The sequence below is a fragment of the Sporosarcina sp. AD_1 genome, from assembly GCF_057373025.1.
Genome location: NZ_JBPVIR010000005.1, coordinates 202303 through 218443 on the forward strand (window position 1 = coordinate 202303; position 16141 = coordinate 218443).

Annotated in this window: 15 protein-coding genes; 12 read left to right on the forward strand and 3 right to left on the reverse strand. The window is 48.9% G+C overall.

All coding sequences use genetic code 11. The features are described 5' to 3' along the window. Positions 1-156 precede the first annotated feature (156 nt). The 7 genes from ACSW3C_RS11570 to ACSW3C_RS11600 are packed head-to-tail and all read left to right on the forward strand — an operon-like array spanning position 157 to position 5124. The gene (locus tag ACSW3C_RS11570; protein ID WP_486562753.1) at positions 157-459 is read left to right on the forward strand and encodes an urease subunit gamma; all 303 of its coding nucleotides are present in this window, start codon (positions 157-159) and stop codon (positions 457-459) included. 18 nt (positions 460-477) lie between these two features. Next, complete coding sequence (locus tag ACSW3C_RS11575; protein ID WP_486562754.1) at positions 478-801, forward strand: urease subunit beta; 324 nt, start codon at positions 478-480, stop codon at positions 799-801. Continuing rightward, the gene (gene ureC / locus ACSW3C_RS11580; protein WP_486562755.1) at positions 798-2510 is read left to right on the forward strand and encodes an urease subunit alpha; all 1713 of its coding nucleotides are present in this window, start codon (positions 798-800) and stop codon (positions 2508-2510) included. The genes ACSW3C_RS11575 and ureC overlap by 4 nt, the downstream gene beginning before the upstream one ends. Before the next feature lie 15 nt (positions 2511-2525). Further along, positions 2526-2978 (forward strand): urease accessory protein UreE, encoded by a 453-nt coding sequence (gene ureE / locus ACSW3C_RS11585; RefSeq protein ID WP_486562888.1) that lies wholly within the window; start codon positions 2526-2528, stop codon positions 2976-2978. Beyond that, a complete protein-coding gene (locus ACSW3C_RS11590; protein WP_486562756.1) occupies positions 2971-3657 on the forward strand; it encodes an urease accessory protein UreF in 687 nt (228 codons plus the stop codon). The genes ureE and ACSW3C_RS11590 overlap by 8 nt, the downstream gene beginning before the upstream one ends. 29 nt (positions 3658-3686) lie before the next feature. After that, positions 3687-4298 carry an urease accessory protein UreG gene (gene ureG, locus ACSW3C_RS11595; protein WP_486562757.1) on the forward strand — a complete coding sequence of 204 codons (612 nt, stop codon included), beginning with the start codon at positions 3687-3689 and terminating at the stop codon, positions 4296-4298. Positions 4299-4326: 28 nt separating this feature from the next. Beyond that, positions 4327-5124 (forward strand): urease accessory protein UreD, encoded by a 798-nt coding sequence (locus tag ACSW3C_RS11600; protein ID WP_486562758.1) that lies wholly within the window; start codon positions 4327-4329, stop codon positions 5122-5124. On the opposite strand, the gene ACSW3C_RS11605 is transcribed toward ACSW3C_RS11600, so the two are convergent. Continuing rightward, positions 5102-5434, reverse strand: coding sequence for a hypothetical protein (locus ACSW3C_RS11605; protein ID WP_486562759.1), 333 nt, complete (start codon positions 5432-5434; stop codon positions 5102-5104). The genes ACSW3C_RS11600 and ACSW3C_RS11605 overlap by 23 nt on opposite strands. A 451-nt stretch (positions 5435-5885) precedes the next feature. Here ACSW3C_RS11605 and ACSW3C_RS11610 point away from each other — a divergent pair, with 451 nt between their 5' ends. From ACSW3C_RS11610 to nikR, 5 genes are read left to right on the forward strand one after another with little or no spacing between them, the layout of a single operon-like run. Continuing rightward, positions 5886-6860, forward strand: coding sequence for an ABC transporter permease (locus ACSW3C_RS11610; RefSeq protein WP_486562760.1), 975 nt, complete (start codon positions 5886-5888; stop codon positions 6858-6860). Further along, positions 6857-7690 carry an ABC transporter permease gene (locus ACSW3C_RS11615; protein ID WP_486562761.1) on the forward strand — a complete coding sequence of 278 codons (834 nt, stop codon included), beginning with the start codon at positions 6857-6859 and terminating at the stop codon, positions 7688-7690. The genes ACSW3C_RS11610 and ACSW3C_RS11615 overlap by 4 nt, the downstream gene beginning before the upstream one ends. After that, on the forward strand, positions 7687-9318 hold the full coding sequence (locus ACSW3C_RS11620) for an ATP-binding cassette domain-containing protein (protein ID WP_486562762.1): 1632 nt from the start codon (positions 7687-7689) through the stop codon (positions 9316-9318). The genes ACSW3C_RS11615 and ACSW3C_RS11620 overlap by 4 nt, the downstream gene beginning before the upstream one ends. Next, on the forward strand, positions 9302-10870 hold the full coding sequence (locus ACSW3C_RS11625; RefSeq protein WP_486562763.1) for an ABC transporter substrate-binding protein: 1569 nt from the start codon (positions 9302-9304) through the stop codon (positions 10868-10870). Before ACSW3C_RS11620 ends, ACSW3C_RS11625 begins: the two co-directional genes overlap by 17 nt. Positions 10871-10883: 13 nt before the next feature. Continuing rightward, positions 10884-11300, forward strand: a complete 417-nt coding sequence (gene nikR / locus ACSW3C_RS11630) for a nickel-responsive transcriptional regulator NikR (RefSeq protein WP_486562764.1) — start codon at positions 10884-10886, stop codon at positions 11298-11300. A gap of 109 nt (positions 11301-11409) precedes the next feature. Here the strand turns inward: nikR and ACSW3C_RS11635 are convergent, their stop codons facing one another. Continuing rightward, positions 11410-12144, reverse strand: coding sequence for a hypothetical protein (locus tag ACSW3C_RS11635; RefSeq protein ID WP_486562765.1), 735 nt, complete (start codon positions 12142-12144; stop codon positions 11410-11412). Then, complete coding sequence (locus tag ACSW3C_RS11640) at positions 12145-15966, reverse strand: DEAD/DEAH box helicase (protein ID WP_486562766.1); 3822 nt, start codon at positions 15964-15966, stop codon at positions 12145-12147. Between the last annotated feature and the right edge of the window lie 175 nt (positions 15967-16141).

A 16141-nucleotide genomic window follows, 5' to 3' on the forward strand; every position in this document is an offset into this window, starting at 1 on the left:
CTAGTAGTAGAATGGTCGATTTCAAAAGAATTATGTACAGTCTTTTATTCACAATTGGATACAAGGTGCTATTTCCATGAATCCCCGTATAATTCGTGAAGTTTTGGATAAGATTAGGCATTGTCCATTTAACTACATATAAAAGGAGGGGTAACGTTGTATTTAACACCACGCGAAATTGATAAGCTCCTGATCGTCGTTGCAGCCGATGTGGCCAGAAGACGCAAGGAGAGAGGGCTGAAATTGAATCACCCTGAAGCTGTTGCGCTCATAACGCATGAAGTAATGGAAGGTGCACGAGATGGCAAAACGGTCGCAGAGCTCATGCAATATGGAGCTTCTATTCTGTCCAGTGAGGAGGTCATGGATGGCGTTCCTGACATGATTCATGATGTCCAGGTGGAAGCGACGTTTCCGGACGGCACTAAACTGGTCACCGTACACTATCCGATTAAATAATATGTGAGGAGGATCCCCATGAAACCAGGTGAAGTCATTTTTAAGGATGAAGAAATTCTTTGCAACGCTGATAGAACAGCCTCCAAGCTTATGGTGAAAAATGTAGGTGACCGGCCCATCCAAGTAGGATCTCATTACCATTTCTACGAAGTCAATGAAGCATTACAGTTCACACGGCAAGAAGCATACGGCAAACGGCTGAATGTACCGGCTGGCGCTGCGGTCCGCTTTGAACCGGGAGATGAAAAGGAAGTAGAGCTTATTGATTATGGCGGCGAGCGAAAAGTATACGGCTTTCAAAACAAAGTAGATGGATCTCTTGATAAGGGGGATGGAAAATGAGTTTTAAAATGCCTCGCGATCAGTATTCCCAAATGTATGGACCGACTACGGGCGATTCCATCCGTTTGGCGGATACTGATTTATATATCCAGATTGAGAAAGATTATGCCAAGTATGGCGAAGAAGTCGTTTTTGGAGGCGGAAAAGTCATCCGGGACGGCATGGGGCAACATCCCCTCGTCACTCGCGGGGACGGAATTCCTGATGTCGTCATCACGAATATCATCATTGTGGATTACACAGGAATCTATAAAGCGGATATCGGGATCCGGGATGGAAAAATCGCGGCCATCGGGAAAGCAGGTAATCCGCTCGTCATGGATGGCGTTGATATTGTCATCGGTTCTGGAACGGAAATCATTGCAGGAGAAGGCAAAATTGTCACAGCCGGCGGACTGGATACCCACGTCCATTTCATTAATCCTGAGCAGGTTGACCTTGCGTTGGCTTCCGGCTTGACGACATTAATTGGCGGCGGGACAGGTCCTGCTGCTGGTTCTAGAGCGACCACTTGTACGCCGGGCGTGTGGAATATCCACCGTATGCTCGAAGCCGTTGATGGATTGCCAATCAATGTCGGGTTAACGGGCAAAGGGCAAGCTGCGACGGGTGATCCGCTAGCCGAACAAGTAAAGGCGGGCATCATCGGTGTGAAAGTGCATGAAGACTGGGGTGCTACACCATCCGCCATCGACCATGCCTTGCGGATCGCAGACGAATATGATGTCCAAGTCGCGTTGCATGCCGACACGCTAAATGAAAGCGGATTTGTTGAAAATACGATGGCCGCCTTGAAAAACCGAGTCATCCATATGTACCACACAGAAGGAGCAGGCGGTGGACACGCCCCCGACTTGATTGAATCGGCGAGTTACATGAACGTCCTCCCTTCTTCGACTACTCCAACCTTGCCGTTTACTGTGAACACGCTGGACGAGCATTTGGACATGTTGATGGTATGTCACCATCTAAACCCTTCCGTACCGGAAGACGTTGCATTCGCCGATTCCCGAATTCGGAGAGAAACGATCGCAGCGGAAGACATTTTGCAGGATATGGGCGTCTTCAGTATGATGAGCTCCGATGCCCAGGCGATGGGCCGTATCGGGGAGGTTGTGCTTCGCACATGGCAAACCGCCCACAAGATGAAAAAAGATCGGGGCTATTTGGAAGGCGACGGGGAGCTTTGCGATAACAACCGGGTAAAACGCTATATCGCCAAGTATACAATCAACCCTGCCATTACTCATGGCGTAGCCGAATATGTCGGGTCCATCGAAGTTGGCAAAATTGCGGACCTGGTCATTTGGGAACCTGCATTTTTCGGTGTGAAGCCTGAAATGGTATTGAAGAATGGATTTGTCGTTCAAAGCTTGATGGGCGATGCGAATGCTTCCATTCCGACACCACAACCCGTCATTTATCGCCCGATGTACGCTCAATTCGGGAAAGCTTTAGGTAAGTCCTCGATCACCTTCGTGTCACAAGCGGCTTTTGATAATAAAATCCATGAGCAGCTTGGTCTTCAGAAGATGATTTTGCCAGTCAGAGGGATCCGTACATTAACGAAAAAAGATATGAAATTGAATTCCGAAACACCTGAATTGAAAGTAGATCCCCAGACGTATGAAGTATTTGTCAATGGCCAGCGTATTACGTCAGAGCCAACAAAAGAAGTGCCGATGGGGCAACGATATTTCCTATTTTGAGGTGAAGATAAATTGATAATCGAATCAGTTGTAGCAAATGTGGATCAACTGGATCACGAAGAACTTCATAAACGCCACATCGAGAAGGTCTATCTCGAAAGCAGCGATCTCGTGAAACGAATCCAGCGCGTCAAAACAGATCATGGAAAAGAACTAGGCATCCGACTGCGGAGCCCGCGCGACTTGATTGCCGGTGACATCTTATTCATGGACGATCATAACATCATTATGGTCGATGTCATGTCGGACGACTTGCTAGTCATCCAACCGCGCTCCATGCATGAGATGGGAACCATCGCTCACCAGCTGGGCAACCGCCACCTTCCTGCTCAATTCGAAGGAGATGAAATGCTTGTCCAATATGATTATCTCGTGGAAGAACTCCTGCAGGAGCTGACAATTCCCTATAAGAGAGAAGAGCGGAAAGTGAAGAAAGCGTTCCGCCATATTGGGCATAGCCATGACTGAAAATCTTCTATCGCTGCTCCAATTATGCGATTCCAATTTCCCGACGGGTGCATTCAGCCACTCGTACGGGATGGAAACGTATATTCAAGAGAATCAAATCTATGATCAAGCTTCTTTCCAGCAATGGCTTACGGTCTACGTAAATGAGCAGCTCGTTTATTCAGACGGCCTCGCTTGCCGGATCGTGTACGATGCTTTGGAGGAAGAGAACGATGAACGTATTTGGAAGATGGACCGTCTGCTTACGGTCCAAAACCTTCCGAGAGAATCGCGGGAAGGGACGAAACGAATCGGTGAACGAATGGCGATGCTAATTGAATCCCTTTACGACATTCCCCTTTTGTCTACATATGCCAAAAGGATTCAGGAGAAAAGATCGAATGGGCATCCCGCCATCGTCTTCACGATCGTCGGACACCATCTAGGCGTTTCATCCGAATCCACCATTCTCTATTATTTATACTCGGTGGTTTCCAGTCTCGTCCAAAACGCAGTACGTGCCATTCCTCTCGGACAAACGGCAGGACAGCAAGTCATTCAACAGTTTCAACGAACGCTTATGGATGCGGTAGAGAAAATAAAGCAAATTGAACAAGACGATTTCGGTATTGTCTCACCTGGTCTGGAGCTTGCACAAATGCAGCATGAACGCGTAGGCATCCGAATTTTCATGTCATAACTACGAACAATAAAAAAGGAAGTGATAGGATGGAACCGATTAAAATCGGAGTAGGCGGTCCAGTAGGAGCCGGAAAAACCATGCTTGTAGAGAAGCTGACCCGTCACATGGCGGATAACATTAGTATGGCTGTCGTAACGAATGATATTTATACAAAAGAGGATGCGAAGTTCCTCATGCAAAACGGGGTGCTCCCTGAAGATCGGATCATCGGTGTGGAGACAGGCGGCTGTCCGCATACCGCCATCAGAGAAGATGCCTCCATGAACTTTGCGGCAATCGATGAGCTGAAGGAACGCCACCCGGATGTGCAGCTTATTTTCGTCGAAAGCGGAGGCGACAACCTAGCGGCGACATTCAGCCCGGAGCTTGTCGATTTCTCAATCTATATCATCGACGTGGCGCAAGGCGAAAAAATTCCCCGAAAAGGCGGACAGGGCATGATCAAATCGGACTTATTTATTATCAATAAAACCGATTTGGCTCCGCATGTCGGCGCAAGCCTTGACGTCATGGAATCCGATACAAAAGTGTTCCGTGGCGATAAACCATTCGTATTCACCAACTTGAAAAATGATGATGGGCTAGACAAAGTGATCGGATGGGTACGGGAAAACGCGCTGTTGCAAGGACTCGCATAATATGGTGCAAATGACAGGAGAACTCCAGATGAATCTGGAGGACAAGCAAGGCAGGACGATCGCAAAGGACGCGTACTTTCAAGGTGCTTTGAAAGTGATGCGTCCGATCTACCTCAGCAAAAGCGGACAAGTTTGCTACTACATTCTGAACCCGGGTGGCGGCTATTTGGATGGAGACCGATATAAGATGCGTTTCAGCCTCGAGAAACAAGCGCGAGCCACTCTGACAACGCAGTCCTCCACGAAAGTTTATAAAACACCTAAAGATCATGCCTATCAGGAAACGGAAATCATCATGAAGGATGGCAGTTATTTGGAATACTTGCCTGATCCGTTAATCGCCTACCGCGGTGCCAAATACAAACAGAAGAACATCTTTCGGATGGACCGGACATCGACGCTTCTGTACTCTGACATTATCACGCCCGGCTGGTGCCCAGATGGCAAGCATTTCAGCTATGACCTAGTTCAACTGATCAATGAAATTTACCTGGAAGAGGAACTAGTTGTCTTTGATCACTTGAAATTAACCCCTTCCAACCAGCAAATCCAAGGTTTAGGTTTCATGGAAGGCTATACGCATCTTGGCTCGATGTTCGTCATCGGCGAGAAGGTCGATAACAGTTTACTAGACAGGCTCTATGACGCCATGTACGAAAAAACGGACGCATATCAAATTGGTCTTTCCAAATTGCCGATTCCAGGCGTGGCCATCCGGATCATGGCTAACTCCACCCAAGTGATCGAGAGGCTCTTTTCAACATGCCATACGCTCATCACCAGTGAATGGTTCGGTACACAACCTAGCTTTTTGCGGAAATATTGAGGACACAGCGGGGATGCTTTCTCCCCGCTTTTGTTATGTTTGAATGGTGTCGCATCGCTCGTATATTTCTGGAACCGCTCGTATCCGTTGTCGCACCGCTCGTATAATTTCCAGTAGCGCTCGTATCCGCGGTCGCACCGCTCGTATATTTCTGGAACCGCTCGTATCCGTTGTCGCACCGCTCGTATATTTCCAGTAGCGCTCGTATCCGCGGTCGCACCGCTCGTATATTTCTGGAACCGCTCGTATCCGTTGTCGCACCGCTCGTATTTTTCTTGAACCGTTGGTCTTTTGGTATTAACCATTCCATCCACAAACGGATTCACAAGTAATAACGTCCAAGTGGGATACTTCCTCCCCTCATTTTTTATACTTAGCTTTACCTATGATTTGGGCAGGTTTAGTCTTGTGCTCAACTATACCCTATCGACGACTAAGCGGGGATGCCTCTTCCCCGCTTTTCTTATGATTACCTCTACATCCGAGCCACAAAGATTTGAGCACAGACATAACAATCGAAGTCACTTCCTCCTTCCTCCACTAGACGGACGGTATCAGCCCCATAGTTCCTAAAGAATGCCCGTTGTTCTCAAGACCGTCTGTCAAATCGACAGCTTGACGAACACGAATCTTCCAACGTTTCCGCCTAACCAATCTCCTTATCTATAGCAAGGAGGCATTTTTCCCACTTGCTGCGCGTATGTTGGTAGCACGTTTTGGTTGAAACGTGTTACGGATCTACGGAGAGAAAGGGAAATGGCATGAGACGTTTTATTGTTACAAGGTTAACCGAAACCATTGCCACGCTGTTGCTCGGCAGTCTGCTTTGTTTTGCTTTGATTCGGCTATTGCCGGGCGATCCTGCTGTCGCGATGTATGGCGAGCAATTTTTGCGGCTCAGCGAAGCCGATCAACAACGAATTACCGAAAATCTTGGACTCCATGAGCCCTTTCCTCTCCAATATGCCAAATGGCTTGGCAACACAGTTCAGGGAGATTTGGGCCATTCCTATAGCAACGGGGAGCCGGTGAAAGTGATCATCGGGAGAGCAGCAGGACCGACTATTCTTCTTATGCTGTCGGCCACTGGAATAATCGTTGTCATTTCACTCGTATTAGGGATTATCACAGGGTTAAGACGACATTCGGCAATCGATCACGCGGTTACAATTGGCAGCTTTGTCCTTATGTCCATTCCGACATTTTGGTTCGCGTTAATGCTGATTCTTGTTTGCTCTGTATATCTCGGCATCCTTCCCTCTTCAGGAATTGGCCATGACGGGCTCTTCGATGGGCTGACGCATTTGCTTATGCCCTCACTCGTACTCGCCTTGTCCCATATCGGTTATTACATCCGTATTTTGCGCAATCACCTCGCGTTAACAGTGAATAAGGATTTTATTTGGGCTATGAAAGCGCGGGGACTTCCTACTAAAACAATCGTTTTCCGACATTTGCTGCCCAATGTTTCGGTACCCTTTGTATCTTATGTCGGCATGTCCTTTACGTTGACGTTAGGAGGTTCAGTCGTCATTGAATCCATATTTTCTTGGCCGGGGCTCGGTAGATTGGCTCTTGATTCCGCGATTGGCCACGACTACCCCGTCATCATGGCCACCATTTTGTTGACGATGAGTACGGTAGTCATCGGTAGCTTTCTCATTGACTTAGTTTGTGCATGGATGGATCCACGCATCAGGAGATCAATTATAACTAAAGAGGTGATGGCAAAATGAACATCAAGAGGTACAGCATCGCGACCTGGTCTGCTCGTTACTTGCTAGCACTCGCCGTTTTGACGGCAGCCGCGCCTTTTCTTACTTCCTACGGTCCCCTGGAAGTGGACTTGTCCGCTGTTCTGGAGCCGCCGTCTCGCAATCATCTACTCGGGACAGATGAGTTAGGACGCGACATATGGTCACGCGTTCTTTACGGCGGGCGAATTTCTTTGACCGTCGGATTTCTCGCTATGGTAGTTTCAATTGGAATTGGCGTCTCTTACGGAGCATTGAGCGGATTTGCCGGGGGTCTCATCGATCGGATGCTTATGCGTATAGTAGACACTTTGCTGAGTATACCCACTATCATTCTCATCATCGGCCTGCAAGTTTTTCTTCCAAGAAATGTGCTGACCATTATCCTGTTGATTGGCGCGACGAGCTGGATGCCTGTTGCGCGTCTGATCCGGACAGAGGTTCTATCGTTGAAAGGAGAGATATTTGTTCAAGCCTCTGCAGTTCTCGGTGCTTCCCCCCGCCATTTACTGCTCCGGCATGTGCTTCCTCAAACACTGCCGACAATCGCGGTTATGGCGATTAGCGGGGTAAGTCACGCCATTTTGGCGGAATCCACGTTAAGCTTTCTCGGCATCGGCATCCCGCCGCATGAAGCATCCTGGGGCAACATGCTGTCAGGCGTTCAAACGTATATCCTGTCCGGCGGCTGGTGGGTCGCGTTGTTTCCTGGGCTAGGCATTACCTTAACTGCCCTTGCTGTAACGTTTCTAGGCGACCACTTCCAAGACCGGTTTGCCTTGCCGCAACTGAAAGGAGGGCAATCGGCATGAAAGAAAACCTATTAACCGTCGAGGGACTGACCATTTGTGCGGGCTCAGACGCTAATGACATCCAGCTCGTGCGAAATCTCAGTTTCCAAATCGCGGCAGGCGATATTGTCACCATTATAGGAGAAAGCGGTTCAGGGAAGAGTTTGACTGCCAAAGCGCTGCTTGATCTCCTGCCGGCAGGTCTCCATCGAGTATCAGGCGCCAGCCACTTTCAAGGAAGCGACCTGTTGTCAATGGACAGACAAGAAAAACGGCATTTCCTCGGAACACAGGTCGGATTTGTTTTCCAAGACACATTTGGCTCGTTCGACCCGATGCGTACAGTTGGCCAGCACTTCATGGAACTCTTCAGGGCACACAGCGGCTTGTCGAGAAAGGAAGCGAAGGAGAAGGCGCTCCATCTTCTGCGTGAAATGCTTCTTCCCTATCCCGATCGTGTTTACTCCTCCTATCCGGACGAATTGTCAGGCGGGATGAGACAGCGTGTCCAATTGGCGCTCGCCTTGGCGCTGGATCCGCTTCTGCTCATTGCGGATGAACCGACTACCGCGCTGGATCCGCCTATTCAGGCCGACATTCTGCAGTTAATGAAGTCATGGCGGGCACGGACAGGAGGCAGTATTCTGCTCATCACCCATGACCTTGGGGTAGTGGCTGAAATGGCTGACGAGGTGCTCGTCATGCAAGAGGGAACCATTGTGGAATCTGCCCCAGTTGAGCAACTCTTCTCCGCTCCTTCGCATCCACATACGATGTCGTTGTTAGTCCATTATCATCAGTTAGCTGCTGCCGGGCAACGGCAGTCATTTGAGCCGACTTCCCTTCAAGAACCATTGCTTCGTTTACTAGATGCCAGTAAGACCTACTTGAGCAGAAGAGGTTTTAAAAAAGAGGAGATTCAAGCTGTCCGCCAAGTAAACCTCACCATCCAGAAAAATGAAATTTTCGGTTTGATTGGCGAGAGCGGCAGCGGCAAAAGCACCCTGTCCCGACTGCTATTGCATTTAGAAAAGCCACAACAGGGGGCAGTCCGGTGGAGCGGAAACACGCCCATCCGAAAAGGGATCCAATGGGTTCATCAGGATCCAATCGCTTCGTTCGACCCGAGGTGGACCGTCGAAAAAATCATCGGTGAAGGGGCGGATTATTGGTTTAAGGGTGAGAACGGAAAAAAAGAGAGCGTTTTGTCGGCTCTGGCGCAAGTCGGATTGGACGAAACAGTCCTCCCTCTTTTTCCATATGAATTATCCGGAGGGATGAGGCAGCGGGTAGCACTGGCAAGAGCGTTGCTGCTGAAGCCTGAATTACTCATATTGGATGAACCCTTTGCGAGTCTCGATTTAAGTTCACAATCCAAAATGCTCGCATTGCTCCGCCGCATTAATGAGACGCGGGGGACATCCATCCTGTTCATCTCGCACGACATCCGGGCAGCTCTCGCACTTTGCCACCGGATCGCCATTATGGCAAACGGGAAAATCATTGAGACCGAAACACCAAGGAGATTATCTCAATCCTCAAACAGAGAAACCAACCGGCTGCTATCTTCGACTCTGACATCTTGTCCGGCTGAAAGGATTAGTGAATTTGAAACGGAAAGGGAGACAGAATATGCGCATAGCACGTAACCTGTTTTTATTAATGATCAGCTGCCTGCTTCTGCTTGCAGCCTGTGGACGCAGTACGTCCCATTCAGGCCCTGAGGCAGCAGAAAAGAAACGCATCATTTACGGAACGGATGCGGAAATTAAACAGATCAACCCGGTATTGACCGACGCACAGGAAATTGACCGGCTCTTATTTCGCGGTTTGACCCAGCCGACAAAGGACAATGACATCGTGCCTGATCTCGCTGCATCATGGATAATTTCGGATGACCATCTGACTTATACATTTACGTTGCGTGAGGATGCGAAATGGGAAGATGGTAAACCGGTAACAGCGGAAGACGTTAAATTCACATTGGATGCCATTACTGACCCTGCCATCAACACACCGATCGCAGGGGAATTCAATGAGATCGAAGCCGTAACTGTTCTCGACACACACCAAGTAAAAATTTCATTAAGGAACCCCTTCCCGGCCTTATTAGGGAAATTGCAAGTCGGCATCGTGCCTAAGCATCTGCTGGAGAATGAAAATATGAACCAAAACGAATTCAATCAGCAGCCGGTCGGAAACGGACCATTCAAGATGAAACAATGGGATGCGGATCACACCATTACACTGGAAAGGAACGACTTGTACTACGGGAAAAAGCCAAAACTCGATGAAATCGTCTTTAAGCCGGTGCTGGATGCAAATAGCCGTGTGCTTCAATTGAAAACAGGCGAAATCGATTTAGCTTTGCTCGGGCCGAATCAAATGAAATCCATTCAAGAGAAAGATAAACTCACCATTTATGGCATTCCGACGGCCGATTACCGGGCGGTCATGTACAACATGAAAAAAACGATTTTTAAAGATCCGCTCGTGCGCCAAGCGATGAATTATGCCATTGACCGGGACGCGATCGTCAAAGGCATTCTAAATGACAAAGGACAGCCGGCCTATTCTCCCCTGCAAAAATCATGGGCACTATCCAATACGGTTAGCGAGACTCCATACAACCCTGACTTGACGAAAAAGCTAATGGAAGAAGCGGGATGGGAGCTGAACAAGGACGGCGTGTATGAGAAAGATGGACAAAAATTCGAATTCGATCTCTATAGCATCGCTTCAGACCCGGTACGGGTATCCCTTGCCAATATCGTATCCGAACAATTGAAATCCCAAGGCATTCTCGTTCACCCGAAACCATCCACTTGGGATGCGATCGACCTGGACACTATCGATTCGCTTATGATTGGCTGGGGCAGTGAAAATGATCCAGACGATCATACGTACCGTCTCTTCCACAGCAGCCAAATTGGGGATGGGCTTTATAATATGGGCGCCTACCAAAATCCCGATGTCGATCAATTGCTGGAAGCCGCACGAACGGCTGATGACGTAGAGGAACGTAAAAAATGGTACGGCGAATTCCAAGAAGTGCTGACGGAAGATCCACCTTTTAATTTCCTCGTCTATTTGGATGCCATCTATGCCGCCAATGACCGCTTGACCGGCATCGAAACCCGGACACTCGGCCACCACGGGTTCGGTGTTGTCTGGAATATTGAAGACTGGAATATTCAATGAGGTGGCGGCCATGATGGAATCAACTTTAAAACGAATCGGTATTTCGATGGAAAGCGGACTGCTGGAAAAATTCGATCATCTGATCCAAACAAGAGGCTATGAAACACGTTCCGAAGCAGTCCGGGATCTCGTGCGCGACGCCCTGCTGCAGCAATCTTGGGAACAGGATCAGGACATTGTCGCTGGAACGATCGTTCTTTTCTACAATCATTCCCACAAGCACCTGCTCGAGGACATGACTGAAATCCAACATGGCATGCACGACAACATCCTAGCGACCACCCATTTCCACCTCGACCACGACAATTGCCTGGAATTGATTGTCGTGAAAGGGAAAGCCTCCGCCATTCAATCGCTCAGCCATCAGTTGACCAGTCTGAAAGGGGTATCCTACGGAAAATTCACGGTCGCTCCGATTTCAGCAAATTAAAGAAGGCCGGCTGTACTATACGAATCACTTCGATAATCTTTTTCATCCACATATTCCGAATGAACATAAAAGGCAGGCTTCGCTCTACCTAAGAGCAGCCTGCCTTTCATCATTTATACGTTTTCCGCCATTCGCTCAGTTCCTGTTCCATAATAAATTGCTCCAGCGCTTTATCCCATTCGCCCGTCATCGTATTCCAAACGCGTGCATACATCCGGTCGTCAGCTACCTGATGCAACCGGAATTCGATACATTCGACGGAATGTAGCTCTAAATCAGTCACAGACTTGACGGCATGGATAGACGTTTGTCCATATTCCTCTTCTTCGTCTTTCTGCAACTTTTCGAGAATTTCGCGCACGGCCGATTCGGGGATCGTCTCGGCATGCCACTCGCTATTCCCAAGCCGGAATTTTTTCGCTTTCGACTCTTTTATTTCACCTAACAAGAACGTTCCATGAATCGGGCTGAAATAGGCTGTTTTCTCTCGCCGTTCAGGTGATTGTACGTAAATGCCGCTCTCCAGCTGCTGGCTGCCTGCATCCGTCAGCGAGTATCCATCGCTGTTTTTGACTATCAAACCGGACCTGACCATCGCCTCTATCATGTCTTCGATGAACAGTGATTCCACCAGCAAGATCTCACTCACTTCTTCCGCAGTCAGGAAACGCCCTACTCGGAAGCTGATCAGCAGCATTTTCATCAAAATATCCATAGGAGTCCGTTTGACCGTTTCATATGTAATTTCAACGGAATGCACAGGCAATCCCCATGTCTCAGAAGCAAGCAGTTTTACATTCGCATTCCGCAGCACTTCGTTTTGCAGCCGCTTTTGTAAATCCATTTAACTCTTCCTCTCCATCAGCGCAAGCTCCTTGAAGCCATTCTGTGCTTTCACCCGGTCGACAAGTCGGCTGTACATCGCCTTAGTATCAGCCTTTTTCGGCCGTTTCGTGAACATCTCCGCACTTCCTACAACAACCAATAGTTCCCGCGCTCTCGAGAGGGCGACGTTCAACCGTCGATAATCTTCCGCAAATCCGATTGTGCCGCTTGGCTGATCGTGGTTTCGAACAAAGCTGAGGATGATAATATCCATCTCCATGCCTTGGAATTTATCGACCGATCCCGTGCGGCAATGCAAATGCTTCGGCATCACATCCTGCTCAATGAGCCGATCGATCCGCTTCACCTGTTCCCCGTAGAAACTAATAACGCCAACGCTTTTCTTCGCATCCGGCGCCAGCCGCCCTTCTTCGATTGCGTTTACCGTGGCGGCATCGATATCCATCAGCAATTCACGTATCGTGCGGAGCTCAGCTTCATTGTATAGACTTGTGCCGCCTTTCACTTGAGCTTCAAAGAACGCAGATTCATTCGGCATGTCGAACCAAAGAAGGTGATCTTTCCGATTGATGAGCCGGGATGATAATAAGTGATCGCGCATGCTATCCGAATCAGTTAAACCGCATTGAAGCCGATACTGCCCTTCCGCATAAAACGGTGTAATCGTCTCCATGATTTCCTCATGCATCCGGTATTGAATGCCGAGCATCGTCTTGTTCTGCTTCGGCAGCGTTCGGAATAACCGCTCGAACAGCGACTCTTTCAGCATGTTCCGCAGCTCATTCTTTTCCTTATCATCTTTGATTTCTTCAATGAACTCTTCCATAGTCTCCCTGCCGACAAGAGGCGGTAACTGATGATGATCTCCGACTAAGACAATTTTCTTTCCTTTCAGCATAGGCAGCAGTAATTCTGGAGGCGTCGCTTTGGATACTTCGTCGATAATGACGACGTCGAATGTAGGGTAGTCCTCCATGAATTCCTTCCGAGCCGAAGCAACACATGTCGTTCCAATTACGTTGGCATGCCGGACATAGAGCTTTCGTATTTCATCGAGATCGTAGTCTCCCGCTTCCTCGAGCAGCTTGCTCCATTCATCCTGCAGCTCTACAGCAAGCGGCAAGTGTTCCTGCTCGTCATTCAGTTGTCGTATCGTTTCATTTAAAACCTTCATTTCCGCTTGGACTTGCGCGATGCGTTCATCCGGATTCGTTTGGAGCACTTCTTCGAGCGACGCCATAACAGTGGCATGCTGGGCGGCTTTCTCCGCCAATTCGGCATGCCTCTGCTGCAGTGTGCCTAGCTGTGTTCGAGTGGACTCAAGGTTGGCAGTCGCTTCGTCCAGGCAGTTCCGCTCCTGTTCCAGCTGCACTTCAGACTGGTGGAGCTTGGCAAGCCGATCCTCATACAGCGCCAGTCTCTTTACCCCTTCCTCGAGCTCTGCCTGGACGACAGCGAGTTCGTCATGGCCAGTTACTTCTAGTGCCAATTCATCGTGTTCCTGTGTCAGATGCTTTAATTGGGCAGTATGGTTCGCGCGATCCTCCTCGAGCTGGGAAGCATCGTGCTCCAATTGGCCGATGGCATCCCCGAGTTCTGCGACAAGCTCCTTTTTGATTGAGTTGAACATCAACTTGGCCTGTTCATGCGCTGCCTCCTTAATACGGGTCGCATGGCCGGTCACTTCTTCCAGCTTGCCGTACAAGTAGGTGAGATTCTCAGCAATCCGGTTCAGAAGTGCCGCTTTTTGCTCAGGCGAAAGCTTCGGGATTAATGGGCTTTTCGTTTTAATGAACCGCCCGATGGCATCGATCATATCGTGCATTTCATCGGCAGTCCGGTACAAGTCGCTGTCTTTACTCGGGAGAGTAGTGAACGGAAAACCATTTTTCTTAAGAACGCCCTCTAAAAAGGAAATGCCATTTTCAAGCCGTTCAAAAACGCCTTTCCATTCTTCAAATTCGTATGAGTAGGTACCTGTCCCAATGGTCTTCAAATGCTTATGCAGTGAGTTTATTTCAAGCTTAAGAGGCAATGATGGATCATACCGAAAGGCCTTTACTTTCTCCAATAACTCCGGCAGCCCTTGAACTGGCCCAATTTCTTCCCTCAGTTGGCTGTGGATCCTCCGGCGCTCGGCCTTCTCTCGCATATCGCTGCTAATCTGTTCAATAACTCGCTCCGCTGCCGCCATCGCTTCTTCCGTCTCATAGAAGCGCATGATTTTTCGGTTCGCATCCACTTTCCCTCTGACAGCATCCATATCCATTTTCTCATGATCATTCAAACGCAATGATTCGATGTCTATTTCAAGCCGTGCTGCCGTTTCAGCAAGACGCTTCATTTCCTTGTCAATGCGAGATTGTTCCCGTTCCAACTCTTCTGCCTGCCGGGCTGTTTCCTTTATTTCCAGCTCCACTGCCTGCAAATCCGCCGTCTGTGCTTCGTGTTCCTGTTTCGCTTCCCGCTTTCTCTTCTTCGCCTCTTCCAAGTCTGCCAGTTCTGCTTTCCATTTCTCTAATGCCTGTTCGCATTCCTGGATTTCCTTGGCAATGGCGTCCAATCTATCGGCACGGTCTTTTCGCTGCCCATTTACGGCGGCCAGCGTTTCTTCCTTCCAGTGGTGTGCTACATTCTCTTCAATAAACCGCTTGCCTTCCTCTTCAATACTTTCGGTCCTTCCGTAGCGCAAAATCCGGATGCCCGGATCGGAGAGCAGGCGGCCCAGTGCATTATCAACAGCAAGATTGGACTGTGACGCGACAAGCGTCCGCATGCCGGCTTTTACAAGCTGGTGGCATAATTCCGAAATGACCGTCGTTTTCCCTGTCCCGGGAGGTCCTTGGATGACATAAATATCGTTTGCCGACATGGCGCCGACAACGGCTTCCCGCTGGAATTCATTGAGAGGATGGTGGAAATCCAGCTCTGCTTTTTTATTCGTAATTTGTACAACAGGACGTTCTTCAAAAAGAATCTTCTCCAAGTTTTGATTGGCAGCAAATCCATCCTGCAAATCTTTAAACCCTTTACGCAATCTCCTGATCTGGCTCAATTCGGCAAAATTACTGAAAACCAGTTCCTTCTCCTTCATGGCTGGAACGAGCGAACCACGCCGGGCAAGTGCCTGATAATGCCGTTTCAGCTCAATCTTCACTCTCCGCTTAGCTCGATTGGCGTCGATAACATAACCGAAATCGTCGCCGGTACCTTTCCATTTCGCACTGAAGCCGGAAATCGCATTCCAATCCTTCGCTTCCAATCCGCCGCAAGTGAAAGTAGCCTGGGTGAAATCCTCATTGACGGCCACTTCTGAGAAGCGTGCCGTAATATCTGCGACGTCTGCATTCTTTTCTTCAATCCGCAAATATCCTTCCCAGCTGGAAATCCTTTTTTCCACATAGGCGGACCGCTCCTCGGCGATTGGCAGTTCCCGCAAGCTCGTATACAGCTGAAGTGGCATCGGCTGTCCCGCCTTGCCCACTTGGAATTTCAGCCGTGCCGGCAAGCGGCGATTGGTCCGGACCGGTTCCCTTCTGCCCTTCACCCGGAACGAAATAGCAACAAAGCCTTCATTTTTCATGACGCATTCCAGGATGGCAACACGGTCATCCAGCAGCCTGCATAAGGGACCGTTCGTTTCATTATCAAAGAAGAAGGAGAACGTCATGACATCCTGCTTGGCAGGCATTTTTTCTATGTAGACATCAAAATAATCCTGCATGGCAAAGAAGCTCACTTCATCGAGCACCCATCTGCCGATCTCTTTCCGGGCCCGCTGAGTCAGTTCCAAGCGGCATGCAGCCTTAATCTGTTCCATTGACATTCTCCTTCCTCAAAAAATGAAGTCATACGTTCTATCATACAACAAAATTGGGGTTCATTTGTATGTGGAAAGTCCTTTTTTCTCGAATAATGCCAGGAAGTATCTGCCCTTTTCCATTTGTCCCCTTCTTCTGTTGGTGCCTCTGCTTCCTGAGTTTTCCTTTACGCTG

Coding starts and splice junctions, on each gene's coding strand:
- ACSW3C_RS11590 (WP_486562756.1), top strand. CDS start 2,971: ATGACTGAAAATCTTCTATCGCTGCTCCAATTATGCGATTCCAATTTC.
- ACSW3C_RS11640 (WP_486562766.1), bottom strand. CDS start 15,966: ATGGAACAGATTAAGGCTGCATGCCGCTTGGAACTGACTCAGCGGGCC.
- ureC (WP_486562755.1), top strand. CDS start 798: ATGAGTTTTAAAATGCCTCGCGATCAGTATTCCCAAATGTATGGACCG.
- ACSW3C_RS11615 (WP_486562761.1), top strand. CDS start 6,857: ATGAACATCAAGAGGTACAGCATCGCGACCTGGTCTGCTCGTTACTTG.
- ACSW3C_RS11605 (WP_486562759.1), bottom strand. CDS start 5,434: ATGGAATGGTTAATACCAAAAGACCAACGGTTCAAGAAAAATACGAGC.
- ACSW3C_RS11635 (WP_486562765.1), bottom strand. CDS start 12,144: ATGGATTTACAAAAGCGGCTGCAAAACGAAGTGCTGCGGAATGCGAAT.
- ACSW3C_RS11610 (WP_486562760.1), top strand. CDS start 5,886: ATGAGACGTTTTATTGTTACAAGGTTAACCGAAACCATTGCCACGCTG.
- ureG (WP_486562757.1), top strand. CDS start 3,687: ATGGAACCGATTAAAATCGGAGTAGGCGGTCCAGTAGGAGCCGGAAAA.
- ACSW3C_RS11600 (WP_486562758.1), top strand. CDS start 4,327: ATGAATCTGGAGGACAAGCAAGGCAGGACGATCGCAAAGGACGCGTAC.
- ACSW3C_RS11625 (WP_486562763.1), top strand. CDS start 9,302: ATGCGCATAGCACGTAACCTGTTTTTATTAATGATCAGCTGCCTGCTT.
- ACSW3C_RS11575 (WP_486562754.1), top strand. CDS start 478: ATGAAACCAGGTGAAGTCATTTTTAAGGATGAAGAAATTCTTTGCAAC.
- nikR (WP_486562764.1), top strand. CDS start 10,884: ATGGAATCAACTTTAAAACGAATCGGTATTTCGATGGAAAGCGGACTG.
- ACSW3C_RS11620 (WP_486562762.1), top strand. CDS start 7,687: ATGAAAGAAAACCTATTAACCGTCGAGGGACTGACCATTTGTGCGGGC.